The sequence below is a fragment of the Janthinobacterium sp. GW823-FHT01H08 genome, assembly GCF_058797855.1.
The window spans coordinates 1,719,196-1,744,599 of the sequence record NZ_CM179504.1; the positions used below are offsets into that span (position 1 = coordinate 1,719,196).

The 25,404-nt window shown below is 63.8% G+C and carries 27 protein-coding genes; 19 read left to right on the top strand and 8 right to left on the bottom strand.

Features of this window, described 5'->3' with window-relative positions:
• The first annotated feature begins 22 nt into the window (after positions 1–22).
• The 3 genes from AC3RCG_RS07635 to AC3RCG_RS07645 all read left to right on the top strand — a co-directional run bounded on the left by AC3RCG_RS07635 (position 23) and on the right by AC3RCG_RS07645 (position 2,818).
• Positions 23–1,255, top strand: coding sequence for a GAF domain-containing sensor histidine kinase (locus AC3RCG_RS07635; RefSeq protein ID WP_070221801.1), 1,233 nt, complete (start codon positions 23–25; stop codon positions 1,253–1,255).
• Between the two features lie 53 nt (positions 1,256–1,308).
• The gene (locus tag AC3RCG_RS07640; RefSeq protein ID WP_175444754.1) at positions 1,309–1,956 is read left to right on the top strand and encodes a response regulator; all 648 of its coding nucleotides are present in this window, start codon (positions 1,309–1,311) and stop codon (positions 1,954–1,956) included.
• A 166-nt stretch (positions 1,957–2,122) separates the two neighbouring features.
• The gene (locus tag AC3RCG_RS07645; RefSeq protein WP_070221800.1) at positions 2,123–2,818 is read left to right on the top strand and encodes a Crp/Fnr family transcriptional regulator; all 696 of its coding nucleotides are present in this window, start codon (positions 2,123–2,125) and stop codon (positions 2,816–2,818) included.
• Here the strand turns inward: AC3RCG_RS07645 and AC3RCG_RS07650 are convergent.
• The gene (locus tag AC3RCG_RS07650) at positions 2,815–4,005 is read right to left on the bottom strand and encodes an MFS transporter (protein WP_492403731.1); all 1,191 of its coding nucleotides are present in this window, start codon (positions 4,003–4,005) and stop codon (positions 2,815–2,817) included. The genes AC3RCG_RS07645 and AC3RCG_RS07650 overlap by 4 nt on opposite strands.
• A gap of 91 nt (positions 4,006–4,096) precedes the next feature.
• On the opposite strand from AC3RCG_RS07650, the gene AC3RCG_RS07655 reads away from it, so the two are divergent.
• Together AC3RCG_RS07655 and AC3RCG_RS07660 are read left to right on the top strand one after the other, a co-directional pair.
• A complete protein-coding gene (locus AC3RCG_RS07655; RefSeq protein WP_492403729.1) occupies positions 4,097–4,549 on the top strand; it encodes a winged helix-turn-helix transcriptional regulator in 453 nt (150 codons plus the stop codon).
• A complete protein-coding gene (locus AC3RCG_RS07660) occupies positions 4,546–5,769 on the top strand; it encodes a D-amino acid dehydrogenase (protein ID WP_492403727.1) in 1,224 nt (407 codons plus the stop codon). Before AC3RCG_RS07655 ends, AC3RCG_RS07660 begins: the two co-directional genes overlap by 4 nt.
• Here the strand turns inward: AC3RCG_RS07660 and AC3RCG_RS07665 are convergent.
• Both AC3RCG_RS07665 and AC3RCG_RS07670 read right to left on the bottom strand, forming a co-directional pair.
• Positions 5,744–6,823 (bottom strand): hypothetical protein, encoded by a 1,080-nt coding sequence (locus tag AC3RCG_RS07665; protein WP_492403725.1) that lies wholly within the window; start codon positions 6,821–6,823, stop codon positions 5,744–5,746. The two genes, AC3RCG_RS07660 and AC3RCG_RS07665, sit on opposite strands and share 26 nt — an antisense overlap.
• A gap of 69 nt (positions 6,824–6,892) precedes the next feature.
• On the bottom strand, positions 6,893–7,924 hold the full coding sequence (locus AC3RCG_RS07670) for a MerR family transcriptional regulator (protein WP_492403768.1): 1,032 nt from the start codon (positions 7,922–7,924) through the stop codon (positions 6,893–6,895).
• A gap of 339 nt (positions 7,925–8,263) precedes the next feature.
• Here AC3RCG_RS07670 and AC3RCG_RS07675 point away from each other — a divergent pair, with 339 nt between their 5' ends.
• The 13 genes from AC3RCG_RS07675 to AC3RCG_RS07735 all read left to right on the top strand — a co-directional run bounded on the left by AC3RCG_RS07675 (position 8,264) and on the right by AC3RCG_RS07735 (position 20,844).
• Positions 8,264–9,274 carry a zinc-binding alcohol dehydrogenase family protein gene (locus AC3RCG_RS07675; protein ID WP_070221871.1) on the top strand — a complete coding sequence of 337 codons (1,011 nt, stop codon included), beginning with the start codon at positions 8,264–8,266 and terminating at the stop codon, positions 9,272–9,274.
• Between the two features lies 1 nt (position 9,275).
• Positions 9,276–10,412 carry a mannitol dehydrogenase family protein gene (locus tag AC3RCG_RS07680; RefSeq protein ID WP_070221794.1) on the top strand — a complete coding sequence of 379 codons (1,137 nt, stop codon included), beginning with the start codon at positions 9,276–9,278 and terminating at the stop codon, positions 10,410–10,412.
• A 114-nt stretch (positions 10,413–10,526) separates the two neighbouring features.
• Positions 10,527–11,444 (top strand): GntR family transcriptional regulator, encoded by a 918-nt coding sequence (locus AC3RCG_RS07685; protein ID WP_070313719.1) that lies wholly within the window; start codon positions 10,527–10,529, stop codon positions 11,442–11,444.
• A 25-nt stretch (positions 11,445–11,469) separates the two neighbouring features.
• A complete protein-coding gene (locus AC3RCG_RS07690; protein ID WP_070221792.1) occupies positions 11,470–11,805 on the top strand; it encodes a UxaA family hydrolase in 336 nt (111 codons plus the stop codon).
• Positions 11,802–13,025, top strand: coding sequence for a UxaA family hydrolase (locus AC3RCG_RS07695; RefSeq protein WP_070292089.1), 1,224 nt, complete (start codon positions 11,802–11,804; stop codon positions 13,023–13,025). Before AC3RCG_RS07690 ends, AC3RCG_RS07695 begins: the two co-directional genes overlap by 4 nt.
• A gap of 11 nt (positions 13,026–13,036) precedes the next feature.
• The gene (locus tag AC3RCG_RS07700) at positions 13,037–14,053 is read left to right on the top strand and encodes an aldo/keto reductase (protein WP_070313720.1); all 1,017 of its coding nucleotides are present in this window, start codon (positions 13,037–13,039) and stop codon (positions 14,051–14,053) included.
• Entirely contained in the window at positions 14,050–14,880 is an 831-nt protein-coding gene (locus AC3RCG_RS07705) for an amidohydrolase family protein (protein WP_218069353.1), read from the top strand. The genes AC3RCG_RS07700 and AC3RCG_RS07705 overlap by 4 nt, the downstream gene beginning before the upstream one ends.
• A 114-nt stretch (positions 14,881–14,994) precedes the next feature.
• Complete coding sequence (locus AC3RCG_RS07710) at positions 14,995–15,324, top strand: L-rhamnose mutarotase (RefSeq protein WP_070313721.1); 330 nt, start codon at positions 14,995–14,997, stop codon at positions 15,322–15,324.
• 77 nt (positions 15,325–15,401) lie between these two features.
• Entirely contained in the window at positions 15,402–16,157 is a 756-nt protein-coding gene (locus tag AC3RCG_RS07715) for an SDR family oxidoreductase (RefSeq protein WP_070313722.1), read from the top strand.
• A gap of 188 nt (positions 16,158–16,345) precedes the next feature.
• Positions 16,346–17,212 carry a fumarylacetoacetate hydrolase family protein gene (locus tag AC3RCG_RS07720; protein ID WP_070313723.1) on the top strand — a complete coding sequence of 289 codons (867 nt, stop codon included), beginning with the start codon at positions 16,346–16,348 and terminating at the stop codon, positions 17,210–17,212.
• Between the two features lie 81 nt (positions 17,213–17,293).
• Complete coding sequence (locus AC3RCG_RS07725) at positions 17,294–18,826, top strand: sugar ABC transporter ATP-binding protein (RefSeq protein WP_256267373.1); 1,533 nt, start codon at positions 17,294–17,296, stop codon at positions 18,824–18,826.
• 20 nt (positions 18,827–18,846) lie between these two features.
• Entirely contained in the window at positions 18,847–19,821 is a 975-nt protein-coding gene (locus tag AC3RCG_RS07730; RefSeq protein ID WP_034759656.1) for an ABC transporter permease, read from the top strand.
• A 60-nt stretch (positions 19,822–19,881) separates the two neighbouring features.
• Entirely contained in the window at positions 19,882–20,844 is a 963-nt protein-coding gene (locus AC3RCG_RS07735; RefSeq protein ID WP_070292077.1) for an ABC transporter substrate-binding protein, read from the top strand.
• Between the two features lie 289 nt (positions 20,845–21,133).
• On the opposite strand, the gene AC3RCG_RS07740 is transcribed toward AC3RCG_RS07735, so the two are convergent.
• The 3 genes from AC3RCG_RS07740 to AC3RCG_RS07750 form a co-directional block, all read right to left on the bottom strand.
• Positions 21,134–22,078 carry an SMP-30/gluconolactonase/LRE family protein gene (locus AC3RCG_RS07740; RefSeq protein WP_205602329.1) on the bottom strand — a complete coding sequence of 315 codons (945 nt, stop codon included), beginning with the start codon at positions 22,076–22,078 and terminating at the stop codon, positions 21,134–21,136.
• A 63-nt stretch (positions 22,079–22,141) separates the two neighbouring features.
• Entirely contained in the window at positions 22,142–22,384 is a 243-nt protein-coding gene (locus tag AC3RCG_RS07745; RefSeq protein ID WP_070292076.1) for an Imm32 family immunity protein, read from the bottom strand.
• Positions 22,381–23,139: a hypothetical protein gene (locus AC3RCG_RS07750; RefSeq protein WP_070292074.1), complete on the bottom strand. Its 759-nt coding sequence runs from the start codon at positions 23,137–23,139 to the stop codon at positions 22,381–22,383. The genes AC3RCG_RS07745 and AC3RCG_RS07750 overlap by 4 nt, the downstream gene beginning before the upstream one ends.
• A 249-nt stretch (positions 23,140–23,388) precedes the next feature.
• Between AC3RCG_RS07750 and AC3RCG_RS07755 the strand changes: the two genes are divergently transcribed.
• Positions 23,389–23,631 carry a hypothetical protein gene (locus AC3RCG_RS07755; RefSeq protein ID WP_070221783.1) on the top strand — a complete coding sequence of 81 codons (243 nt, stop codon included), beginning with the start codon at positions 23,389–23,391 and terminating at the stop codon, positions 23,629–23,631.
• A 42-nt stretch (positions 23,632–23,673) separates the two neighbouring features.
• Here AC3RCG_RS07755 and AC3RCG_RS07760 read toward each other — a convergent pair whose 3' ends face one another.
• Positions 23,674–24,828 carry a sensor histidine kinase gene (locus AC3RCG_RS07760; RefSeq protein WP_070313725.1) on the bottom strand — a complete coding sequence of 385 codons (1,155 nt, stop codon included), beginning with the start codon at positions 24,826–24,828 and terminating at the stop codon, positions 23,674–23,676.
• 181 nt (positions 24,829–25,009) lie between these two features.
• The gene (locus AC3RCG_RS07765) at positions 25,010–25,366 is read right to left on the bottom strand and encodes a hypothetical protein (protein WP_070313726.1); all 357 of its coding nucleotides are present in this window, start codon (positions 25,364–25,366) and stop codon (positions 25,010–25,012) included.
• Positions 25,367–25,404: the final 38 nt, after the last annotated feature.

Genomic DNA, 25,404 nt, shown 5'->3' on the forward strand with positions numbered 1-25,404 from the left:
ACTTTTCAGATTCGAGTTCTTCATGCATGCGCCGCGCAGTCAACCTTCCCGCAAACAACTTCCAGCGTCGCGCTGGCGCCAGCGCCGCCTGGCGCAAGCCGCATCGGGCCTAAGCGCCGCGCAGGAGCGCCAGCTGGCCACCCTGCATGACATTTCCACCTTGCTGGCGGGACAGCACGCCATCGATGCGCTGTGCCGCGGCTTCCTGCGCCACGTGATGCAGTTCGCGCAAGCCGAAGGCGGTACCGTGCGCATCCTCGATCCGCAGCACGATACCGTGCATATCATCGTGCACGAAGGCATTTCCGACGCGATGGTGGAAGAGGAACATTGCATCCGCAACAACGATTGCCTGTGTGGCGCGGCCGTGGCGCAGGGCGTGATCCAGATCCGCGATTTCCGCCAGGTCGAAGCGCTGCAGCGCTACCGTTGCCAGGACGAAGGCTTTATCGCCATCGCCGTCTTTCCCATCCTCGCGCGCGACCAGGTGGTGGGCAGCTTTTCGCTGCACTTTGCGCAGCCGCAAGCCGTGCAGGCGCAGCAGCAGGGCTGGCTGGAGACGCTGGGCCAGAGCCTGGGCATCGCCATCGAGAACCAGCGCCTGATCGCGCGCGAAAAGGAATTTGCCGTGGCGCGCGAACGCAGCCTGCTGGCCGAGGGCTTGCATGACAGTATCGCGCAAAGCCTGAACTTCATCAGCCTGCAAGTGCAGATGCTCGACGATTCCGTGCGCCGGGGCCAGCTCGACGAGGCGGCCGAAGTGTTGCCGCTGATGCGCATGGGCGTCGAACAAAGCTACCAGGACGTGCGTGAATTGCTCGTCAATTTCCGCACGCGCTGGCATGGCAGCGACCTCGAAAGCAAACTCAGCGAAGTGCTGGCCAAGTTCGAGCTGCAGACGGGTGTCGCCGGCACCCTGGAGATGAGCGGCAACGGCGCGCCGCTGGCGCCCGAGCAGCAGTTGCAGATCCTGTTCATCGTGCAGGAAGCGCTGTCGAATATCCGCAAGCATGCGCAGGCGAGCAATGTGGCGCTGCGCGTGGAAAACGGGCGCGATTTTGCGCTGCAGGTGCGCGACGATGGCGAAGGCTTTGCCGCCAACCTGCGCGACAAGAAAACGGAATTGCAGATCGGCTTGCGTATCATGCAGGAGCGGGCCGAGCGGCTCGGTGCGCAATTTGCCATCGACAGCACGCCCGGCGGCGGCACGACGATCTCGCTGGCCTTGCCGGCGGCGCGGCGCCAGGCCGCGTAACAGATGATTCCGAATCTATTCCCGCTATTTATCAGGCTAAAGAAACAAACATAGTGAACGCACCAATCAAAATCCTGCTGGTCGACGACCACACCTTGCTGCGCAGCGGCGTCAAGCTGCTGCTGCAGCGCAATCCTCAATTCCAGGTGGTGGGCGAGGCATCGAACGGGCTCGACGGCGTGCGCCTGACGGCCGAACTGCGGCCCGACGTGGTGCTGATGGACTTGAACATGCCCGGCGTGACGGGCGTCGAGGCGCTGCAGCTGATCTTGCAGGACATGCCGCAGATGGTCGTGCTGATGCTGACCGTGTCGGAAAACGCGGCCGACCTGGGCGCGGCCCTGCGCGCAGGCGCACGCGGCTACTTGCTGAAAAATATAGAAGCCGAGCAGCTGGGCCAGGCCATTTGCCGCGCCGCCGCCGGCGAATCCGTGATTGCCGACGCGATGACGGCCAAGCTCGTGTCACAGTTCCGCGCGGGGCAGAACGCGCCCCAGGCCGACTACGACAAATTGACGCCGCGCGAACGCGAAGCCATGGCCTGCCTGGCGCAAGGGCTGAGCAACAAGGAAATCGCGCGCCAGCTGGACGTGGCCGAAAGCACGGTGAAAATCCACGTGCAAAACATCCTCAAAAAGCTTAAGCTCAGCAGCCGCGTGCAGATCGCCGTGTATGCGGTCGAGCGCGAACTCGGTAAATAAAGATCAAGCAAAGCGCAAATACCGTGCCAAAAAGCCACAAGGAATGCGCGATTGTTTGATCTGCATGGCGTTCCGGCCTAGACAACCCTAGTTCCTTTGACGTATGGCCTTGACCGTGCCTGCGCATTACACTCTTAGTCATTCGCTAATCTAATAAGAGAGTGTCATGCATAAGGTCAACGTCGATGGCTTGCTGTCGAGCCAGGCTCTGTTCCGCCATATTTCCCCTTCGCAATTAGAGCAATTGCGCCAGGATGTCGTGCGTGTCGAAGTGGAAAAAGGCAAAGTGTTGTTCCGCAAGGGCGAAGTGGCGGAAGGCGCCTACGTGGTGGTCTTCGGCCTCGTCAAGCTCAGCGTGTTTTCCATGGAAGGGACGGACAAGGTCCTGGAACTGATCCGTCCGGGCCAGAGCTTCGGCGAAGCCATGATTTTCCTCGATGAACCATACCCGTTCTGCGCCGAAGCGCTCGAACATTGTCTGCTGCTGCGCATCCCGCCGCATGCGCTGCTGCGCCTGCTGGACCAGTCGCCCCGCATCGCGCGCCAGATGATGAACAGCCTGTCGCATCACCTGATGGGTTTTATCCGCAACGTGGAACGCTGCTCCGTGCAGAACGCCACCCAGCGCGTGGTCGAGTATCTGTTGCAGGCATCGGACCAGCAGCGTTCGAACGAAGTCAAGCTGGACCTGAAGAAGAGCTTATTGGCATCGTTTTTGAACCTGGCACCCGCCACCCTGTCGCGCGTGCTGCACCAGCTGACGGACTTGCATTTGATTAAAGTCAGCGGTTCGCTGATCCAGATCCAGCCCGATGCCTTGAAGACGTATCGCCACGGTTCCGCCGCGGCCATGCTGAACTAAGCTTTTTCAGCAGGCAAGGTCAGCCGCCAGAACAGCAGGGCGAGCAAGCTGACCGCCGCGCCCAGCGCGCATACCCCATGCCAGCCCGCCAGCGCATACACGCTGGTGGCGGCAATCGCACCGAGTCCGCTTCCCACCGCATAAAACAGCATGTAGCACGCCACCAGGCGGCTGTGCGCGTCGCTGTCCTGCTTGAAAATCAGGCTCTGGTTCGTCACGTGGATGGCCTGGCCCGCCAGGTCCAGCGCGATGATGCCGATGACGAGGGGCCACAGGGCCGCGCCGGCAAAGCTGAGCGGCAGCCATGCGGCCAGCAGCAACAGCAGGGCCGCGCCCGTCGTCCACTGCGCGCGTCCGCCATCGGCCAGCGCCCCCGCACGCGCCGCGCCCAGCGCACCGATCACGCCGACCAGGCCGAAGGCGCCGATGGCCGCATGGCCATAGCCTTGCGCCGTCAATGGCAGCACCAGCGCGCTCCAGAAGATATTGAAGACGGCAAACATCAGCAGGGCCAGCATGCCGCGCACGCGCAGCACCTTGTTGTGCAACAGCATGTCCGCCATGGAGGCGAGCAGGGCGCCGTAGGCCAGCTTGTGATCGGATGGCTGCGCCGGCGGCAGCTTGCGCCACAGCAGCAACAGCAGGGCGCAGGCGATGGCTGCGGAAACAACATACACGGCACGCCAGTCGGCCAGGTCCGCCACCACGCCGGACAGGGTGCGCGCCAGCAGCAAGCCGATCACCACGCCGCCCTGCGCCATGCCGACGACCTTGCCCCGCTCATGGCTGGCCGCCGCGCTGGCCGCATAGGCGATCAAGCCTTGCGTCATGGCCGTGCCCAGCAAGCCCACCAGCAGCATGCCGCCCAGCAAGGCTGCCGTGGAACGGGCGCAGCCCAGCGCCGCCAGCGAGACGGCGAGCAAGCCCAGCTGGAACAGGGTCAGCCGGCGCCGGTTCAGCATGTCGCCCAAGGGAACCAGCAGCAGCAGGGCCAGCGCGCAGCCGAGCTGCGTGGCCGTGATGACCATGCCGCTGGCGGCTTCCGTCATGCCGAACTCCTGCGCCAGGGTGGCGAGTAAAGGCTGGGCGTAATACACATTGGCCACGCTGAGGCCGGCCGCACAGGCAAACAGCCAGACGAGAGGGGAAGGAAGTGCTGCTGTGATGGGGGGGGTTGTGTCGCGCATGGGCTTGCCTATAAGTAGTTTCAAATTAAAACCAGTTTGAGTCTACGGTGATTAGTTTTAAAATGCAACTACTCAATCCTGGAGCATGCCGATGGCCAAGCGCAAGAGCCTGAAAACCGATCCCTGTCCCGTGGCGCGGGCGCTCGACGCGATCGGCGAGCGCTGGTCGCTCTTGATTGTGCGCGACGCCTTCGACGGCATGCGCCGGTTCGGGGAGTTCCAGAAAAGCCTGGGCGTGGCGAAGAACATCCTGGCCGACCGTCTGCATACCTTGGTGGAAGAGGGCATTTTTACGGTCGCGCCCGCCTCGGACGGCACGGCCTACCAGGAATATGTGCTCACGCCCAAGGGACTGGCGCTGTTTCCCGTCGTCGTCGGCTTGCGCCAGTGGAGCGAGGCGCAATTGTTCGACCCTGGCGAGGCCCATTCGACCCTGCTGCAGCGCGGTTCAGGTTTGCCCGTGCGCAGGCTGGACGTGCTGGCCGCCGATGGCCGCGTGCTGCAGGCGGGCGATACCGTCGTGCACAAGGTAGGGGCGCCATGAGCCGCACGGTGGCCGTCATCGGCGGTGGCATCACGGGCGTCACCACGGCGTACGCGCTGGCGAAACGGGGCGTCGCTGTCACCTTGATCGAGCGCCACCGCTATGCCGCCATGGAAACGTCGTATGCGAATGGCGGGCAATTGTCGGCCTCGCACGCGGAAGTGTGGAACCACAAGGCGACGATCTGGAACGCGCTGAAATGGATGACGCGGCGCGATGCGCCGCTGCTGCTCAATCCGACTCCCGGCTGGCACAAGCTGAGCTGGTTTGCGGAATTTCTCGCCGCCATGCCGGATTACGAGCGCAACACCATCGCCACGGCGCGCATGGCGATTGCCGCGCGCGCACATCTGTTTGCCTGGGCGGAAGAAGAAAAGATAGCGTTCGATCACCGCCGCGCCGGCATCCTGCACGTGTACCGTGACCGGCGCGGCTTCGAGCGGGCGGCTGGCGTGTCGCGCCTGCTGGCGCAAGGGGGCTTGCAGCGGCGCGCCGTGAGCTTGCTGGAAATGCGCGCCATCGAACCGGCCCTGCACGGCGACTTTTACGGCGGTTACTACACGGACAGCGACTCCACGGGCGACATCCACAAATTCACCAGCGGCCTGGCCGACGCCTGCGTGCGCCTGGGCGTGGCCTGCCGCTATGGTACACAGGTCACCGCGCTGGCGCGCGAGCACGGCAAGGTGCGTGTCTCCATGGACGAAGACAGCGCCGTGTTCGATGCCGTCGTCGTCTGCGCGGGCACGGCCAGCCGCGCCATGGCGGCCATGCTGGGCGACCACGTGAATGTGTATCCGGTGAAAGGCTATTCGATTACCGTGCAGCTCGATGACGGCGCCAGCCGCGCCGCGGCGCCGTGCGTCAGCTTGCTCGACGATGCGACCAAGCTGGTCAGCAGCCGCCTGGGCGAGGACCGGCTCAGGGTGGCGGGCACGGCCGAATTCAACGGCTTCAATGACGACATCCGCGCCGACCGCATCCGCCCGCTGCGGCAGTGGGTCGAGCAGTGCTTTCCTGAAGTCAATACGCGCAAAGTGATCCCGTGGGCGGGTCTGCGCCCCATGCTGCCGGCCATGCTGCCGAAAGTGGGGCCAGGCAAGGCACCGGGCGTGTATTACAACACGGGCCACGGCCACCTGGGCTGGACCCTGGCGGCCGCGACGGCGGAGATGGTGGCCGAGGCGATCGCGCCTAGTTCTTCGGCAGCAGATCGCTGAGCGCGGCGCGGCCCTTGACGGTGAGGAAGGGACCGACCTTGCTGTAGGGCAGTAAAAAATCGTTTTCGCAGCCGCTGCCGTTCGAGTCTTCCCAGAACGATACGCCTTCCGGCTTCAAGGACAGGTGGAAGCGGCCGCGACCGTCGTAATCCGTGCCCTTGCACTCGGCGTCGATTGTCACATCCTTGAAGAGGGCCTGGCGCAAGCGGTCCGGCAATTCGGCCTTGTCGTCGCCATCGCTGGCGCTGGCGCCAAACCAGTTCCACACGTCCGTTTCCTGGCCCGTCTTCACGTCCCAGGTGCGAAACTTAATGGAGATGCCATTGGCGCCATAGCCGGCCGCCCAGCGGTAGAATTTGATCGTCACCCAGCGCGGCGACCAGTAGGTGGGCTCCGCATACACTTCGTCCTCCGTCGTGAAACCGTTGCGGCCCAGGTATTCGCGGCGCGTGGCATAAAAGTCTTCCAGGTCTTTCTTGTTCTTCGCCAGCACGGCGCGCAGCTGCGCGTTGATTTTGGCGATGCCGTCGCCGGGCGCCATCAATTCCACGGTGATGGTGTCGCCCACTTGCAGGTTGCGGTATTGCTTGCCTTCGAAGGCGATGGGTTTACTGACCTTGGTGTTGGGAAAGTCTTCCAGCGCCAGGTTGTAGGCGTCGCTGGCGCAGGATGGATGCTCGCGGTCGCCCGCCGCTTCCAGCAAGGTCAAGGCCAGCGGCAGGGTCTTGCCGCTTTTCGGATCGGTCCAGGTGCCGGTGAGCTTGCCGCCTTGCGGCGCACCCAGGCGCCACGTGCCCGTGGTGTCACCCTTGGCGTCGGACTCGCTCCAGTCGCTCTTGCCGTTCGCCATGGACAGCATGATCGGTGTCTTGTAGCGCGTGTAGTAGTAATTGCCGCTGCGGTCAGATCCTTGCGTGGGACTGGGCTGGTTGAAGCAGGCGACGATACTGGCCTTGCCCAGCGTGCCCTGCCACACGCCTTGCACGGGCGGCTCGGCCGCCATGGCGGAATTCAGGGCGGGCAGGGTCAGACATATCAACAAAAAGCGGCGCATCGGATTTTCCTGTGATTGGCGATGGCCGATTCTACATGGCCACCGCCTGGAAATGCCGCACGCCAACTTTTACGCTTGTTTTTCCTGCGCTACCACGGCCATTGCCGCGCCCAGGTATTGCACCATGGCCCCGTCGACGAAGCTGCCTTCCATCAGACGCGGTTCCTGCTGGTGCGCCTGGCGGAATTTCAGCTGCGTGGCCGGGTCCGTGCCTGCATACGAACGGAACAGGTCCAGCCACTGCCGCGCCAGCTGCAGCACGGCCGGGTCGGTGGGCGGCGTGCGCGCATCGATGGCGGCGCGCACGGCGGCGATCAGGGCCGGCCACTCGCCCGATCGCTTGCCGTAGTTGGCGAGTAAATACGCATACTCCTGCTCGTCGAGGAAAGGCTTGTACAGCGCCATGCGCGAGGCGTTGAAGGCGGCGAGGATGAACTGCATCAGTTCCGCATCGATGCTGGTGGTCGTCTGCATCGATGGTTCCTGCGCATGCATGTCGTTCAGGCGCGCGAACAGGCCCGGGTGGGCGCCCGTGTCGCGCACCAGCTTGACCATCCATTCCGTGGCCAGCGCCTGCGCTGGCGCGTCGCCGGGGCCGGCGCCCGTCGCCTGCAGGGCGCGCACTCTGGCCACCAGCGCCTTCCATTCCTGTTCCACCGCCGTATCGGAGAGCAGCGGCAATTGCTGCAGTTCTTCTTGGGTAAAGTATTTGTCGTACATGGTCATCAACTCCATAGTGGTAAGCCACTCGGCCAGTTCCGGTGCCTGTCCCTGCGCCAGTTGCGCCTGCAGGGTGCGCAGGCGCTCGCGCAGGGTGGAAGCCTGCGCGATCTGGCGCTCCAGCATGGCGATTTGCCGCGCCACGATGGAATGCAAAGGCAGGTCCGGGCCGGCGAGGGCATTGGCGATATCGGCCAGCGACAGCCCGAACTTGCGCAGCGCCATGATCCGGTGCAGCCGGTCCATGTCGCTGTGCTGGTACAGGCGGTAGCCGGCTTGCGTGCGCGCCGAAGGCGAGAGCAGGCCGATGCTGTCGTAGTGGTGCAGGGTGCGGATGGTCAGGCCCGTTAGCCTGGCCAGTTCACCGATTTTCAGCAGCATCGTCTTCTCCTTGTCTTCAGTGCGTGCTATCACGATGGCGCCTGACGTTACGTCAGGGTCAAGCAGGAATGTAGCAGAGGAGCCGAAAAAATCGGAAAAAGAATCCGTTGACCTTCATTTTTTTGTACGGTATATTTATAAAACCGAATGACGGCAGCAGCTAAAGTATGGGGTTCGGGCCAGGCGGCATGGTGGCATGATCGTTGTGCGCCGCAGCAAGACGCGCCACTGGCAGGGCTGGAAAGACAATCCGCGCAGACGGATTTTTTTCACAGTTGGTTTGTACGTTAAATATAATATGCCGCCGGCAAGATCCGGACGGCGAGAGAGACGACCATGATGAAAAGTATCGTTTGCGATACGCCCGGCAGTTTGCGCATGGAGCAGCGTCCCGTGCCCGTGCCCGCCGAGGGCGAAGTGCTGCTGCGTATACGCCGCGTCGGCATCTGCGGCACCGACATGCATATCTTCCGCGGCACCCAGCCTTTCCTCAGCTATCCGCGCGTGATGGGCCATGAATTGTCCGGCCATATCCACAGCGCGCCGGCCGGCTCGCGCCTGGCCGTGGGCGACCAGGTCTACGTGATGCCCTACCTGTCCTGCGGTACTTGCGTGGCCTGCCGCCAGGGCAAGACCAACTGCTGCACCCGCATCGAAGTGCTGGGCGTGCACCGCGACGGCGGCATGACCGAATATCTGGCGCTGCCCGAGCGCTTCGTCTTCAAGACGGAAGGCATCTCGCTCGACGACGCGGCCATGATCGAATTTCTCGCCATCGGCGCGCATGCCGTCAAGCGCGGTGCGGTCGATGCGGCCAAGCGCGTGCTGGTGGTAGGCGCCGGCCCGATCGGCATGGCCGTGATGCTGTTCGCGTCGTTGAAAGGCGCCGACGTGACGGTGCTCGACGGCCGCGCCGACCGCCTGCAGTTTTGCCGCGACGCGCTGGGCATCGCCCGCACGGTGCAGCTGGGCGACGGCGACAAGGAGCTGCTGTCGGACGCAACAGGCGGCGAATTCTTCGACGTGGTGTTTGACGCCACCGGCAATATCGCCGCCATGGAGCGGGGCCTGGATTTCGTCGCCCATGGCGGCTCCTATGTGCTGGTATCGATCGTGCGCGACCGCCTGTCCTTTTCCGACCCTGAATTCCACAAGCGCGAAACGACCTTGCTGGGCAGCCGCAATGCCACCGTCGACGATTTCGAGGAGGTGGTGGCGGCCATGAAGGCGGGGAAAGTACCCACCGCGCTGCTCAATACCCACCGCACCACGCTCGACGAATTTACGGGCGTGCTCGATCGCTGGATGCAGCCCGAGGCGGGCGTCATCAAGGCCATCGTCGAGGTCTGAGATGAGCGATCTCAACCCCATACTTCAATTTGGCACCAGCCGCTTCCTGCAGGCGCACGCCGACCTGTTCGTCAGCGAAGCGGCCAGCCTCGGCGAGGCGCTGGGCCAGATCACCATCGTGCAAACGACCGGCAGCGCGCAGGGCGCGGCGCGGGTGGCGGCGTTTCGCCGGCCCGGCGGCTATCCCGTGCGCATCCGCGGCTGGCAGGACGGCGCGCAAGTCGATGAAGAGCGCCGCGCCCACGCCGTCACGCAGGCGTGGCAAGCGGGCAGCGACTGGCGGCAGGTGCGCGATGCGGCCGTCGCCGCGCGCGTGATCTTGTCGAATACGGGCGACACGGGCTACCAGCTGGACGAATCCGATCACGCCGGCATGCTCGACGGCGATACCGTCCCCGCCAGCTTTCCCGCCAAGCTGCTGGTGCTGCTGCACGGGCGCTTCCTGGCCGGCGCCGCGCCCCTCTCGATTTTTCCGTGCGAACTGGTGGCCGACAACGGTCATGTACTGCGCCAGGTGATCGTGACATTGGCGCGGCAGTGGCGCTGCGATGCCGCGTTCATCGGCTACCTGGAAACGGGCTGCCTGTGGATCAATTCCCTGGTCGACCGCATCGTTTCGGAACCGATCGAACCGGCAGGCGCCGTGGCCGAGCCCTATGCGCTGTGGGCCATCGAGGCGCAGGAAGGCATGCTGCTGCCGTGCCGCCACCGGCAAGTGGTGCTCACAAACAGCCTGCGCGAGTATGAACAGCGCAAGCTGTTTTTGCTCAACCTCGGTCACACGTATCTGGCGCAGCTGTGGATGGAGCGGGGCAGCCCGGCCGGCATGACGGTGCGCGAAGCGATGGACGATGGCGCCATGCGCGCCGGGCTGGAAGCCGTGTGGCAGGAGGAAGTGCTGCCCGTATTTGCCGCCATGGGGGCGCCGCACGGCGACGCCGCGCTGGCCTACGTGGCGCAGGTCAGGGAACGCTTTTGCAATCCCTTCCTCGCGCACCGCCTGGCCGACATCGCCCAGCACCACGCCGGCAAGATCGCGCGCCGCGTGGCGCCCGTGGCGGCGCTGGCGCGGCAGCTCTGTCCCGCGCTGGGGCAGCCGCGCCTGCGCGCCATGCTGGCGCCGGGAGCGCAGCCATGAACGCCGCCGTCACCGCAGTTGTTTCTTTTTTTGCATGCCGATCCAATCCGATATCGACTAAAATGGCCCACTCATCCACTTTACCTTTCGCTGGCATAGCGCGTTCATTCATCCATGTCCAAACCCGCCACCGTCTTCAAGCGCAGTACCAATCTGCTGTTGCAATTTCTCGCCGAGAATGTCGCAGTGGGCGAGATGCTGCCGACGGAGCAGTTCCTGACCACCATCTGCCAGGGCAGCCGCACGGCGGTCCGCAGCGCGATCGCCTACCTGTCGACGCGGCGGCTGATCGCCAGCCCGGCGGACCGGCGCCTGCTGCGCAAACCCATACCGGGCGACTACTTCGATATCTCCGAATTGCAGTCGGGGGCCGAGCGCATCCAGCAAGTGCTGATGGAGCGCGTGTACCAGCGCGACATGCCGCCAGGCGCGGAATTTTCGGAAGCGGAGCTGGCGCGCGAGGCGGGCGCCAGTACCGTCAGTGTGCGCGAATTTTTGATCGGCTTTTCGCGCTTCGGCCTGATCGAAAAGAAGCCGCGCGGCGGCTGGCGCCTGTGCGCGTTCGACCGCTCGTTCGCCACCGAACTGGCGGACATGCGGCGCATGTTCGAGATGGCGGCCGTGGAGCAGTTTGCGCACCTGCCGCATGGCGACCCGGCGTATGCGGAACTGGCGCGGCTGATCAAACAGCACGAGAAGCTGGCGGCCAGGATAGACACGCGCCACAATGCCTTTCCGGCGCTGGACCGCGAGTTCCACACCTTTTTGATTGGCCTCTTGAACAACCGCTTCGCGCAGGGCTTCTACGACATCGTCTCGTTTGTCTTCCACTATCACTACCAGTGGGACAAGGGCGAGGAAAAGGGCCGCAACCAGTACGCGGTGCAGGAGCATCTGGCGATCCTGCATGCGCTGGCGGAGCACGACATACCGAAGGCGCTCGAGTGCATGCGTTCGCACCTCGATTCCTCGCGCCGCACCATGCTGTCCTCGATAGGCACGCGCGAAAAACTGAGCCAGCCAGGCGCCTAGCCGCCTTTGCCGGGGAGGGTGCGCCATGAGCCTCGCTTCCCGGCCTGCCAGCCTGCTCCTGATGTCGCCCGAAGATAACTGCCTGATCGCGAGGACGGCATTGGCCAGCGGCGACGTCGTCGCCATCGACGGCCTGCCCGTCACCCTGGCGCAAGACATCCAGATCGGCCACAAGGTGGCGCGCCGCGCGCTGGCCGTGGGCGACAAGGTGCTGCGCTACGGCGCCCTGATCGGCAGCATCACGGCTCCCGTCGCCATCGGCGAGCATATCCACACGCACAACCTGGCAAGCGACTACATCCCCACGTTTACCCTGGGCCAGGACGGCCACCATTTCCTGCACAAGGACGACCAAGCATGAACGCTCCCGTAACGACACCCGCCCTGTCGGGCTACCTGCGCGCCGATGGCCGCAAGGGCATCCGCAATATCGTGGTGGTGGCCTATATGGTCGAATGCGCGCACCACGTGGCGCGCCTGATGGTCAACGCCTTTCCCGGCCAGCCCGTACACCTGATCGGCTTTACGGGCTGCTTCCCCAACGAATACGCGGACCAGGTGATGCGCCGCCTGCTGACGCACCCGAACGTGGGCGCCGTGCTGCTGGTGTCGCTGGGCTGCGAAGGCTTCAACAAATATGGCCTCTCCAGCGCCGTGGCCGACAGCGACCGCCCCGTGCACACGATCACCATCCAGGAAAACAGCGGCACGCGCCCCAGCGTGAGCAGCGGCGTCGAATGGATAGGCTGGGCTCTCGATCACCTGGCGCGGCAGGAGCGCGTGCCGATGGGGATCGAGGAACTGGTCGTCGCCACCATCTGCGGCGGCTCCGACAGCACCAGCGGCATCAGCGCCAACCCGGCCGTCGGTGTCGCCTTCGACACGCTGATCGCGGCCGGCAGCCCCTGCATCTTCGAGGAGACGGGCGAACTGGTGGGCTGCGAATACCACATGCAGCGGCGCGCCGTCAGCCCGGACCTGGGCAACGCCATCGTCGACACCGTGGCCAAGGCCGCGCGCTACTACACCATCATGGGCCATGGCAGCTTCTCGCCGGGGAACGCCGATGGCGGCCTCACCACGCAGGAAGAAAAATCGCTGGGCGCCTACGCCAAGAGCGGCTCCTCGCCCATCGTCGGCATTCTGAAACCGGGCGACCAGCCGGCCGGCGGCGGCCTGTACCTGCTCGACGTGGTGCCGGACGGCGAGCCGCGCTTCGGTTTCCCGAACGTGTCGGACAACGCGGAAATCGTCGAACTCATTTCCTGCGGCGCCCACATCACCTTGTTCACTACCGGACGCGGCTCCGTGGTGGGCTCGGCGATTTCGCCCGTCATCAAGGTGTGCGCCAATCCGCAAACCTTCGAGCGCCTGGCCGACGACATGGATATCAACGCCGGCAAGATCCTCACGGGCGCAGCCACCTTGGAAGAAGTGGGCGCCGAGATCGTCGCCGCCGTGCTGAACGTGGCCAACGGAGAACTGAGCCGCTCGGAAGACCTGGGCCACCAGGAGTTCGTGCTGACCTATAAACAATTCGACGCGGTGGGGCCAGGCTGCTTCCCCTTGCGCGCTGCTTGAGGACCGGGTTCATGGATGTCACACAATTGCGCAGCTTGCCGCGTGGCGGCCTGTCGCTGCCTTGCATCGGCATGGGCTGCGCGCCGCTCGGCGGCCTGTACCAGCCCGTCAGCGATGCACAGGCGCGCGCCACCCTCGATGGCGCCTGGGACGCCGGCGTGCGCTTCTTCGACACGGCGCCGTTCTATGGCTATACCCAGTCCGAACACCGTCTCGGCGCGGCGCTGCGCGAGCGGCCCCGCAACGAGTTCGTGATCAGCACCAAGGCGGGACGGCTGATGCGGCCCGACCCCTGCGTGCGCCCCGGCGACGACGGCTTTGCCGCGCCGCTGCCGTTCCGCCCCCATTACGACTACACGTATGACGGCGTGCTGCGTTCGCACGACGACAGCCTGCAGCGATTGGGGCTCGAGCGCATCGATATCCTGTTCGTGCACGATATCGGCAAGGCCACGCATGGCGAACGCGAGCAGCAATACTGGCGCCAGCTGACTGACGGCGGCGGCTTTCGCGCGCTGGACCAGCTGCGCGCCAGCGGCCAGGTGAAGGCCGTGGGCCTCGGCGTCAACGAATGCGAGATCGTGCTGCGGGCGATGGCGGAATTCGACCTCGACTGCACCCTGCTGGCTGGCCGCTATACCTTGCTGGAACAGTCTTCGCTGTCGCCATTGCTGGACCTGTGCCTGGAACGCGGCAACGCCATCGTGATCGGCGGCCCGTTCAACTCGGGCGTGCTGGCCGGGAACGGCAAATTCAATTACGCCGATGCGCCGGCCGCGATACTCCAGCGCGTGGCGCGCCTGGACGCCGTCTGCCGCGCATTCAACGTGCCGCTGCAGGCTGCCGCCCTGCAGTTTCCGCTCGCGCATCCGGCCGTCGTTTCCTGCATCCCGGGCGGCCAGGACCTGGCGCAGCTGCGGCAAAATCGCGACTGGTTCGCCACGCCCTTGCCGGACGCCTTGTGGATGGCATTGCAGGAAGCTGGCCTGATCGATGCGCGCGCACCGGTGCCCAAGGGAGCCGCATGATGCGCATCGACGCCCACCAGCACTTCTGGCAACTGGCCGCGCGCGGCGGCAGCTGGCCGCCGCCATCCTTGGCCGCCATCCACCGCGATTTCGCGCCCGCCGATCTGGCGCCTCTGCTGGCCGAATATGGCATCGCTGGAACGGTGCTGGTGCAGTCGCTGCCGTCGTCCGCCGATACCGATTACCTGCTGGCGCTGGCGGAAAAGACCAGCTTTATCCGTGCCGTCGTGGGCTGGACCGACTTGTTGGCCAAAGACGCACCGGCGGCGATTGCCCGTCTGGCGTCGCACGGCAAGCTCAAAGGCCTGCGCCCGATGCTGCAGGACCTCGACGACGATGCATGGATCGCCGATTCCTCGCTCACGCCGGCGTTGACGGCCATGGCGGCACACGGCTTGCGGCTGGACGCGCTGGTGCTGCCGCGCCATTTGCCCGCGCTGCTGCAATGCGCGCGCGATTTTCCAGCGTTTCCCATCGTGATCGACCATGCGGCCAAGCCGCCGATCGCCGAAGCTGAATTTGGCCACTGGCGCGAAGACATGGCGCAGCTGGCCGCGCTGCCGAACGTGCACTGCAAGCTGTCCGGGCTGGTGACGGAAGCGCGGCCCGGTTGGCGCGTCGACGATTTGCAGCCGTATGTGGCGCATGTGCTGGACGTGTTCGGCCCCCGGCGCGTGATCTGGGGCAGCGACTGGCCGGTAGTCGACCTGGCCGGCGGCTATGCGGCCTGGCTGCTGGCGAGCGAAGCGCTGCTGTCGCACTTGGGGCAGCAGGACAGGGACGATATTTTCGGCCTCAATGCATGCCGCTTTTATGGGCTTAAATGAGGTGGCTGGCTTGTCGGTTTACGCCGTGCCGGCTAAGCCGACCTACGAAACACCGCGATGCCAACTGTAGGTTGGCTTAGCCGGTACGGCGTAAGCCAACAAAGAGGAGCTGAAATGCAAAGAATGGGCATGGTCATCGGCATTGCGCCGGACCGTATTGCGGAATACAAGACCCTGCACGCCGCCGTCTGGCCGCAGGTGCTGGCCAAGCTGTCGGCGGCGCATGTCAGCAATTATTCGATCTTTTTGCGCGAACCGGAAAACCTGTTGTTCGGTTACTGGGAATACCACGGCGAGGATTTTGAAGCCGACATGGCGGCCATCGCCGCCGACCCGGAAACGCAGCGCTGGTGGACCTTTTGCGCCCCCTGCCAGCAGCCGCTGGCCTCGCGCGCCGAGGGCGAGCACTGGGCGATGATGGAGCAGGTTTTTTACCTTGCTTAGCAAGAATCCGGGGTCAGACCCGCCGGGTCTGACCCCAGCACTTAAGGTGTTGGGTTAAAAAAATAAAAGGAGACAACATGACCGCCAGACTACAAGGAAAAATCGCCCTGCTCACCGCCGCCGGCCAGGGCATCGGCCGGGCCACGGCCGAAGCGTTCGTGCGCGAAGGCGCGACCGTGATCGCCACCGATATCAACCAGGGCCAGCTCGACGCGCTGAAGGAAGTGACGGGCTGCGCCATCCGCCTGCTCGACGTGACCGATGGCGCGGCGATCACCGCGCTGGCCGGCGAGATCGGTCCCGTCGATATCCTGTTCAACTGCGCCGGCTTCGTCGATGGCGGCACCATCCTCGATTGCGACGATGCTGCTTGGGACCGTTCCTTCGACATCAACGCCCGTTCCATGTACCGGCTGATGCGCGCCGTGCTGCCCGGGATGCTGGCCAGGGGCGCCGGCTCCATCGTCAATATGTCGTCGGTGGCGTCGAGCGTGAAGGGCGCGCCGAACCGCTTTATCTATGGCACTTCGAAGGCGGCCGTGGTGGGCATGACCAAGTCGGTGGCCGCCGATTTCGTCACGCGCGGCATCCGCTGCAATGCGATCTGCCCCGGCACCATCGAGTCGCCCTCGCTGAAGGAACGTATTGCCGCCCAGGCGGCAGCGACGGGCGTGAGTATCGATGAAGTGCAAGCCGCTTTCGTGGCGCGCCAGCCGATGGGACGAGTGGGCAGGGCAGAGGAAATCGCCGCCCTGGCCGTGTATCTGGCTTCCGACGAATCCGCCTTTACCACCGGTATGACTCACGTCATTGATGGCGGCTGGTCTAACTAAGGACACCCGACCAAACCTACTGCGCGTCGCGATATGCGGCTTGCGATGCTCACTGTACATTCGTACAGCTGCGCTTCTCGGCCACATCTCGCTTCCGCTCGCTACGGTTTTGTCGGGTGTCGTGAAGGCGCGGGCCTGATTGCTACCGAACTTTTTATGTTGTTTGATATTTACTTGAAAGTTTAATCATGAAACTGATGCGTTATGGCGCCAAGGGCGCTGAAAAACCTGCCTTGATCGATGCCAGCGGCGCCGTGCGCGACCTGTCCGGCGTGCTGCACGATATTACGGCTGCGACCCTGGGCAAGGATGGCCTGGCGGCCCTGGCCGCCGTCGATATCGCCAGCCTGCCGGTGGTGGCCAACCCCGGCCGCATCGCGCCGCCGTGGCAGGGCGTGGGCAAGTTTTTATGCGTGGGCCTGAACTATGCCGACCATGCGGCTGAATCGGGCATGGCCGTGCCGGCTGAGCCGGTGCTGTTCATGAAGGCCACCAGCGCCATCGTCGGCGCCAACGATGCCGTGGTGATGCCGCAGGACTCGCAGAAAAGCGACTGGGAAGTGGAGCTGGGCGTGGTAATCGGCACCACCGCGCGCTATGTGAGCGAAGCGGAGGCGCTGTCGCACGTGGCCGGCTACTGCGTGGTGAACGATTTGTCCGAACGCGAATACCAATTGGAGCGCGGCGGCCAGTGGGACAAGGGCAAGGGCTGCGATACCTTCGGCCCGATCGGCCCCTGGCTGGTGACCGCCGATGAAGTAGCGGACCCGCAAAACCTGGGCCTGTGGCTGGAAGTGAACGGCAAGCGCGTCCAGGACGGCAATACCCAAACGATGGTCTTCGGCGTGGCGAATCTGGTCAGCTATATCAGCCGCTTCATGACCTTGTACCCGGGCGACATCATCAGCACCGGCACGCCACCGGGCGTGGGCATGGGGCAGAAACCGTCGGCCGTGTACCTGAAACCGGGCGACACCATGCGCCTGGGGATCGATGGTCTCGGTGAGCAGAACCAGACCGTGCATGCCTGGAATCCGCAACTGATCGACAGTTAAACGAGTAGCAGACCGGCGCGCCGCCAAGGTGCTCAGACATCGGCGCGCCGGCCTATGGCAGTGGAGTGGAGGAGACACACCATGAATCAATCCGAAGAGATACTGGCCTTGAACAAGGTCAGCAAGCGCTTTCCCGGCGTGCTGGCCCTGGACAACGTCAGTTTCAGCCTGCGCAAGGGTGAGGCGCATGCGCTGTGCGGCGAAAACGGCGCCGGCAAGTCCACCCTGATGAAGGTGATGAGCGGCGTGTACCAGGCCGACGAGGGGGAACTGGTCTACAAGGGCAAGGTGTGCAGTTTTGCCAGCAGCGTGGATGCGGAGGCGGCCGGCATCGCCATCATCCACCAGGAACTGAACCTGATCCCGCACCTGAGCGTGGCGGAGAATATTTTCCTCGCGCGCGAACCGGTGCGCGGCATTTTCATCGACCGCAAGAAGATGCGTGCCGATGCGCAGGCGCTGCTGGACCGTTTAAAACTGCGCATCGACCCGCGCCAGCTGGTGAAAAACCTGTCCTGCGCCCAGCAGCAGATGGTGGAAATCGCCAAGGCGCTGTCGCTCAATACGGAAGTGCTGATCATGGACGAGCCCACGTCCTCGCTGACGGAAAGCGAGACGGGCCAGCTGTTCGATATCATCAATGAACTCAAGCGCAACGGCGTGAGCGTGGTCTACATCTCGCACCGCCTGGAAGAGATGCAGCACATCATCGACAGAGTGACGGTGCTGCGCGACGGCAAATTCGTCTGCACCGACGATTTTGCCGCCACCACCCTGGATGCCATCGTGGCCAGGATGGTGGGCCGCACCCTCGATGAAAAATTTCCCGACCGCGTCTCGACGCCGACGGCTGAAGTGCTGCTGCGCGTGAGCGATTTGCACCGCAAGGATGTCTTCGGCCCGCTGAGCTTTGATTTGCGGCGCGGCGAGATCCTCGGCTTTTCCGGCCTGATGGGCGCGGGCCGCACGGAAGTGGCGCGCGCCATCTTCGGCGCCGATCCGCTCACCGGCGGCGCCATCCACCTGGGCGACGTGGCGGTGACGATCGCCAGTCCCATCGACGCCATCGGGCACGGCATCGCCTACCTGTCGGAAGACCGCAAGAGCCACGGCCTGGCGATCCGCATGTCGGTGGCGGCCAACCTGACCCTGACGAATGTATCAGCGCTGGCCAACCGATTCGGCTTCATCGATTTTGCCAGGGAAGAGGCGGTGGCGCAGCAGTATATCGCTGCGCTGGGCATCAAGACGCCGACCTCGAAACAGGTCGCGCGCAACCTCTCGGGCGGCAACCAGCAAAAGATCGTCATCAGCAAATGGCTGTACCGCGAATCGAAAATCATCTTCTTCGACGAACCCACGCGCGGCATCGACGTGGGGGCCAAGTTCGCCATCTACCAGCTGCTCGACAAGCTCGCGTCGGAAGGCATCGGCGTGGTGCTGATCACGTCCGAGCTGCCCGAGATCATGGGCATGACGGACCGCGTGGCCGTGTTCCATGAAGGGCGCATCAGCGGCATCGTCAATACGCGCGAGTCGTCGCAGGAAGAGATCATGCAGCTGGCGTCGGGGCGCGTCGTCGCTCCAATCCCTGGCCAGGCGGCAGTCCACTAAAAACAGAAAGCTTTAAAAAAATGAACAAAGAACTGATCCAAAAATTCGCCGCGCTGGGCAGCCTGTCGCTGTTGCTGCTGGTGTTTTCCCTGACCAGCAACGCCTTTTTCTCCGTCAGCAACGGCATGAGCGTGGCCTTGCAAGTCACGTCGATCGCCTACCTGGGCATAGCCGCCACCTGCGTCATCATCACGGGCGGCATCGACCTCAGTTCCGGCTCCGTGCTGGCGCTGGCCGGCGTGGCCGCCGCGCTGCTGGTGAAAAGCGGCGTGCCCGTGCCGGTCGCCATGCTGGGCGGCGTCGTGGTGGGCGCCATGTGCGGCGCCGTCAACGGCTTTTGCATCACGCAGCTGAAACTGCCGCCCTTCATCGCCACGCTCGGCATGATGTTGATCGCACGGGGCCTGGCGCTGCAGGTGACGGGCGCGCGCGCCATTTCCGGTCTGGGCGAGTCGTTCGGCGAACTGGGCAACGGCGTGCTGTGGCGCATCGAGCGCGACACGGGCGGCACCTTTCCCGAAGTCGTCTTTCCTGGCATTCCGTATCCCGTGGTGCTGATGGTGGTGATCGCCGTGGCCGTGTCCATCATGCTCAGCCGCACCACCTTCGGCCGGCATATCTATGCCGTTGGCTCGAATGCGGAAGCGGCGCGCCTATCGGGCGTGAAGGTGGGCCGCGTGACCCTGCTGGTGTATACCCTGTCCGGCGCCTTGTCGGGCCTGACAGGTTGCGTGCTGATGTCGCGCCTGGTGACGGCGCAGCCGAACGAAGGCGTGATGTATGAACTCGATGCGATCGCCAGCGCCGTGATCGGCGGCGCCTCGCTGATCGGCGGCATCGGCACCATTTCCGGCACGGTCATCGGTTCCTTCGTCATCGGCATCCTGCGCAACGGCTTGAACATGAACGGGGTATCGAGCTTTATTCAGCAAATCATTATCGGACTGGTCATCCTGCTGACCGTCTGGATCGATCAGAAGCGCAACCGCGCCTGAAGCAGCAAGCAGTACGCCATGAAGTCAATCCACCAAATCTATAATTAAATGAGGACGACAATGAACACCTTCAAAGCCTTCAACACCGTCTTGCTCGGTCTGTTGACCGCAGCCTCTGCCCTGAGCGCCAGCGCTGCCTTCGCCGCCCCGGGCGAGATCGCCGTGATCGTCAAGACGACCAATTCCAACTACTGGCAAAACGTCAGGAAGGGCGCCACGGCCAGCGCCGCCGATGCCAAGGGCTACAGCCTGACCTTCCAGGGACCGGCCTCGGAATCGGCCATCGCCGACCAGGTCAGCATGGTGGAAAACGCCGTCACGCGCAAGGTGGCCGGCATCGTGCTGGCCGCGTCGGACCCGGACGCGCTGGTGCCGGCCCTGAAGAAGGCGTGGGAAGCGAAGATTCCCGTGGTTCTGATCGATTCGCTGGTGGCCGACAGCGGCAAGCGCTATTACCAGTCCTTCCTGTCGACCGACAATGAAGCGGCCGGCGAGCAAAGCGCCAAGGCCCTCATTTCGCAGGTCGGCAAGACGGGCAAGATCGCCGTGATGTCGTACGTGGCGGGCGCCGGTTCCGAGACGGGCAGGGTGGGCGGCTTCAAGCGCTATATCGAAAAGAACTCGCAGCTGCAGATCGTCGGCACGTATTACTCGCAGTCGCAGATGGCCACGGCGCTGAACCAGACGACCGACGTGCTGGCCTCGAATCCGGACTTGAAGGGCATCTTCGGCGCCAACGAGCCGACGGCCGTGGGCATGGGCCGCGCCATCGCGCAGGCGGGCAAGGCAGGCAAGGTGATCGCCGTGGGCTTCGACGGCAATGAAGACCTGAAAAACTTCGTCAAGGACGGCACCCTGTATGCGACCGCCGTGCAGGGTTCGTATTCGATGGGCGCGCTGGGCGTGAAAACCCTCGTCAGCCTGATCGAAGGCAAGAAGGTCGCGCCTTTCGTCAACACGGGCGTGGTGATCGTCACCAAGGCCAATGTCGATCTGCCGGAAGCGAAGAACGTTTTATATTGAGCCTCAGCCGATCGTCAGGCGCTGCTTCAATTCCTTGAGCAATCGTGGCATGGCGGGACCACGTCGGCTTGCTATTTGGTTCGTCGGCTTACGCCGTTCCGGCTAAGCCGACATCGCGCCATGCGCCGCCAGGATCACGTGGGCTTGCTATTTGTTTTGTCGGCTTACGCCGTTCCGGCTAAGCCGACCTACCCGACCTGCGCATGCATCGTGGCGTAGAGTAGGTCGGCTTAGCGCGCAAGCGCGTAAGCCGACATCGCGCCATGCGCAGCCAGCACCATGTAGCTTGCTATTCGGCCTTGCGGCGCTCCTGCGCCCGCTGCCATTCGAGGCCCGGGCGGTCGACGCGGAATTGCAGCAAGCGGCCCTGCACCACTTCCGTGACGTAGGCCGTGCGGCCATCGGGGCCGCCGAAGGTGATGTTGCTGGGCTTGGCGCCGGGCACGCTGATCTCGCGCAGGATGCGCCCTTGCGGCGACAATTTCACCACCGTGCCCTTGCCGTAGCGCGTCACGTAAAGGTTGCCGTCGACGTCCACGCGCATGCCGTCCATGCCGAAATCGTCGAACTTGATCAGCAATCGCTTGCCGCTCAGGCTGCCGTCCACGGCGATGTCGTACATCCAGATATTGCGCTGCACGCTTTCATTCACATACAAAATCTTGCCGTCGGGGCTCACTTCGATGCCGTTGGCCGTGCCCATCGTGTCGAGCGCCAGTGTCACCGTGCCATCGGCTGCGATGCGCCACACGCGGCCCGTGTTTTCCTTCCAGTTCGGGTCGCTCGCATACAGCACGTCGTCGGCCGTGATGGCGATGTCGTTCGGCTGCGTCATGCGCGGCTCGCGCGCGTGGATGGTCAGCGCGCGCGTGGCCGGGTCGACCAGGTAAATCGTGTGCTCCATGTAGTCGGCCAAATACATCTGGCCGCGGCTGCCGAACCGGATGCCGTTGGCGATGCTGGTGCCGGGCAGGGTCAGGTACACCTCACCAGCGCCGCCGGGGCTGACCTTGCCGATGGTCTGCTGGCGCGCAAAGTTGACGGCATAGATATTGCCATCCGCATCCACGGCCGGGCCTTCGATGCCCTTGGTAAAGGAATGCGCGGGCGTGAAAGTGGTGGCGAGGAACAGTGCCTCGTGCGCGGGCTGGCTGGCGCAGGCGGACAGGCTGGCCAGCGCTGCGGCCAGCACGGCGGCGCGCAGCGACGGCAGGACGGTTCGAAAATCGGGCATCAAGGTTCTCTATATGGCAAGGGTGGCGTATGTTACCCGACGCGCGCCAGGCGGGGCGCCAGTCTATGCCGCCACGACGACGAGGTCGGGGAAATTGTCCTGCCAGCCATCCCATGCATCTTGCAGGTGCGCGTGCATGCCGGCCCGGTCTTGCGCCTGATCAAAGGTGTCCGCGCTGGCCAGCAGAAAATGGGCAATGGCGCGCAAGGTGGCCGGGTCGGCCTGGATGGTCACGTCGGAACAGGGCAGGGGCCGTTCTGCGGCCTCGTCCTGCAGATAACAGTGCAGCGATAAATGTGTGCTCATGAGCTTCGGTGGCTGATGTAGGCGCCCAGCATGGCGTGTGCGTTCAGTGCGGCGCGGGCCGCTTCCAGTTCTCCGGGCTGCAGGTACCAGAAGATCCAGCCGGCATGGTCTTCGCAGCGGCCATGAGCTTGCATCGCAGCGCGCAGCGCTTGCCGGCGCCCGGGCGGCAGCGCATCCAGCCTGGCTGGCGTGAAACCGTTGATGGGATAGACATCGCGCAGGTGCGCATCTTGCAACCCGCGCCGCTTGATGGCGGCCCAGTTATTTGCGGGGCAAGGCGTGCCAAAGGTCATCGGGTGGGCCTCGTCGACCTGCCGGTAGCCGAGTGCGTAACCGGTGCCATAGCCCTGCGTTTCAGCGTAGCAGTACAGATACTCGCAATGGTCAAACAGGCCGGGTATGGCCCGCGCACCGTCGAACAGCGGCGCAAGCGCAAGCTTGCTGGCGCGGATGGACAGAACCAGCTCCGAGCCCGATGAATACATGGCTTGCGCGTCGCAGTTGACGGCCTCGTCAGCTTCGTCGGGCGGCACGATACGCGGCGAAAGCAGGCCGATGCCGTTGGTCTCTGGCGCGAACAGCATCTTCTCGTAATTGCGCTGTGAGTACTTGACGATCTTGCCGCGCTTGTTGCCGTAGCGCTCGACGGATTCGCCGATGTGCTCGAACCAGGCGAACAACTGCGCGCTGGTCGTGGCGGGAATAAAGGGGCTATTTTTCTTGAATTCGCCTACGAGGAAGTGATATTGGTCCATATGTCGTTATTAGGAATGGGCAACGCGCATGATGCCATGCGCGGGCACATGGCGCTAGCGTGTACACCGTAGCGATGGCGCCGGACGGGCGGGAGAGAAAAAGATGCACGACAGGACGGCGCAATGGCCGGCTTGAGGCGTATGATGGAAATACGGATGTGGTTGCCGCAAGGCAGTGCGACGGGCATGGGGCGCACATCTTGCAGGTTTTTTTCGTGTTCTTGGCAGCAATGACAACGAGGAGACATCATGGACAAACCCGAATTCATCCTGGCCGCGAAAGCCATGGAAACGCTGGAGATGTATCAAACGTTCTACGGCCATTCGCAGGAATACCAGGCGCACCAGCAGGAGGTATTGAAACTGCTGCGCCACAAGGGCGCATCGCTGCTGGTGTCGGAACATGGCCCGGCGAAGTTCCTGCTGGCCTTTGCCGATGCGCTGGAAGCGGCCAGCTTGCCGGGCGAGTATGTGCCGCTCAGCCGCAGGTAGGACGAGCCTGTCCCGGTGCGATGTCGTCTATGGGGGACGGGCTTAGCCGCCGTTCCCTCTGTCATTCAGCGCCACCCTGGGCAGGCGCACGGTAAATACCGTGCCGGACTCCAGGCTCGACTCGGCGCCGATGGTGCCGCCGTGCGCGCTGGCGATTTCACGCGCGATAAACAGACCCAGGCCGATACTGGTGGCGTTGGGTGCCTTGTGATCGTCGGAGATGGCCAGCTGCACCAGGGGATCGAAAATGCTCTTCAGCGAGCTTTCCGGGATCTGGCGGCCGAAATTTTTCACCTGCACCACGGCCGTATCGGCATCGCCGCAGGCCGTGATGGTCACCGGCTGGTCGTCGCTGCGATATTGCGCGGCATTGTTGAGCAAATTCGAAAACAGCTGGGCCAGGCGGGCCGCATCGAAGTCGCCGATCATCTCGCCCGTGGTGCTCAGCTCGAATTTGCACTGCGGGTGGGCGGCCGAGGCATCTTCGACGGCCGTCTTGCAGATTTCCCCCAGATCGCCCAAGGTGGGTGAAATGGGCATGCGTCCCCCCAGCTGTGTCCTGGCGAATTCCAGCAGATCGTTCACCATGGTTGTCATGGTCGCTGCGCTGCGGGCGACCCGCGCACCGATCTGTACCGTGGAAGACGAGCTCGCGCTTGGCCTGCTCAGCAGCGCACCGGCCATCGTCATCGTGCTCAGCGGACTGCGCAGATCGTGGCTGAGGATGGCGAGAAAGGTATTGCGGGTCCGGTCGCTCTGCTGCGAATAGCGTATGGCCGATTCCTGCAGCGCCTGGTCTATCGCTTCATTGAAGCGCAAGATGTCTTGCGTCGCCGTTTTCGTCGTCACCGATACCTGTGCCATCCATAGGCGCAGGACGCTGGCCCGCATCGCGCGAAATTCCGCCGTTAGTTGCGGCAGCGTGAAGCCGATCTGCTGGCGCAGCGAGCCATGCGTGGCGGCTGCCGTCTCCTTGCCCGTGATTTCCGACACGCCCGTGGTCGATTTCTTTTTCCGCTGCGCCGCGCTTTCGATGACATCCATGTCGCGCACGATGGTTTCCAGCATCTGTTTCGCATGATCGCGCAATTCGGCCTTCGAGATGGCGGTGCCGGGAATAGGGAGCGACCTGGCGAAAAGTTCCCACTCTTCCAGGATCGGCTCCAGATGGCCGGTAATAAAGCGCGATAGTTTCACTGTGGACCGATGCGTTGATGGAAGAGGAGCCAGTGTACGCTGTTGCGGTGAGGGATGGGGGATCGGGTTCTGCTCCGGGGGGCATAGGCAGGCAGAGCCGCTCAGGCGGAAGAATCCGGCTGGCTGTGCGCCGGCAGAATGAGGCGGCCCCTGGTTTTAACGGTGCCGGGCGGCGTCCAGGCTAGCAGATCGCTCCATACATCCCTTTTCCCGTACGTAAATCGAGTCCGAAATAGCATGCGTATCCCGCCTCTTTTGTATGAACGCAGCTAATGTCCCCCCTGCGCCGCTCCCGGTAGTCTGCTGAGGTGCTGCATGCCTGTTCCTGTTTCACATCGGGGCCGAGCTGGGCAAACAGTTCCCGCGCCAATTCCCCTTTGACCATGATTGCCACTTTCCGGTCGTTTCGCGTGGGCGGCAGCATTTCGGACAGCGTTCCGCCATAGATCTGATAGTCACCCCGCAAGGGGCGTGGTTCACCAGTCCATGCCGGCGGCTTGTCCGCAGCTTGGGAAGGTAAGAATACAGCGAGCGCCATGGCGCAGCATGCAAGCCGAGTATGCATCAGAGCTCTCC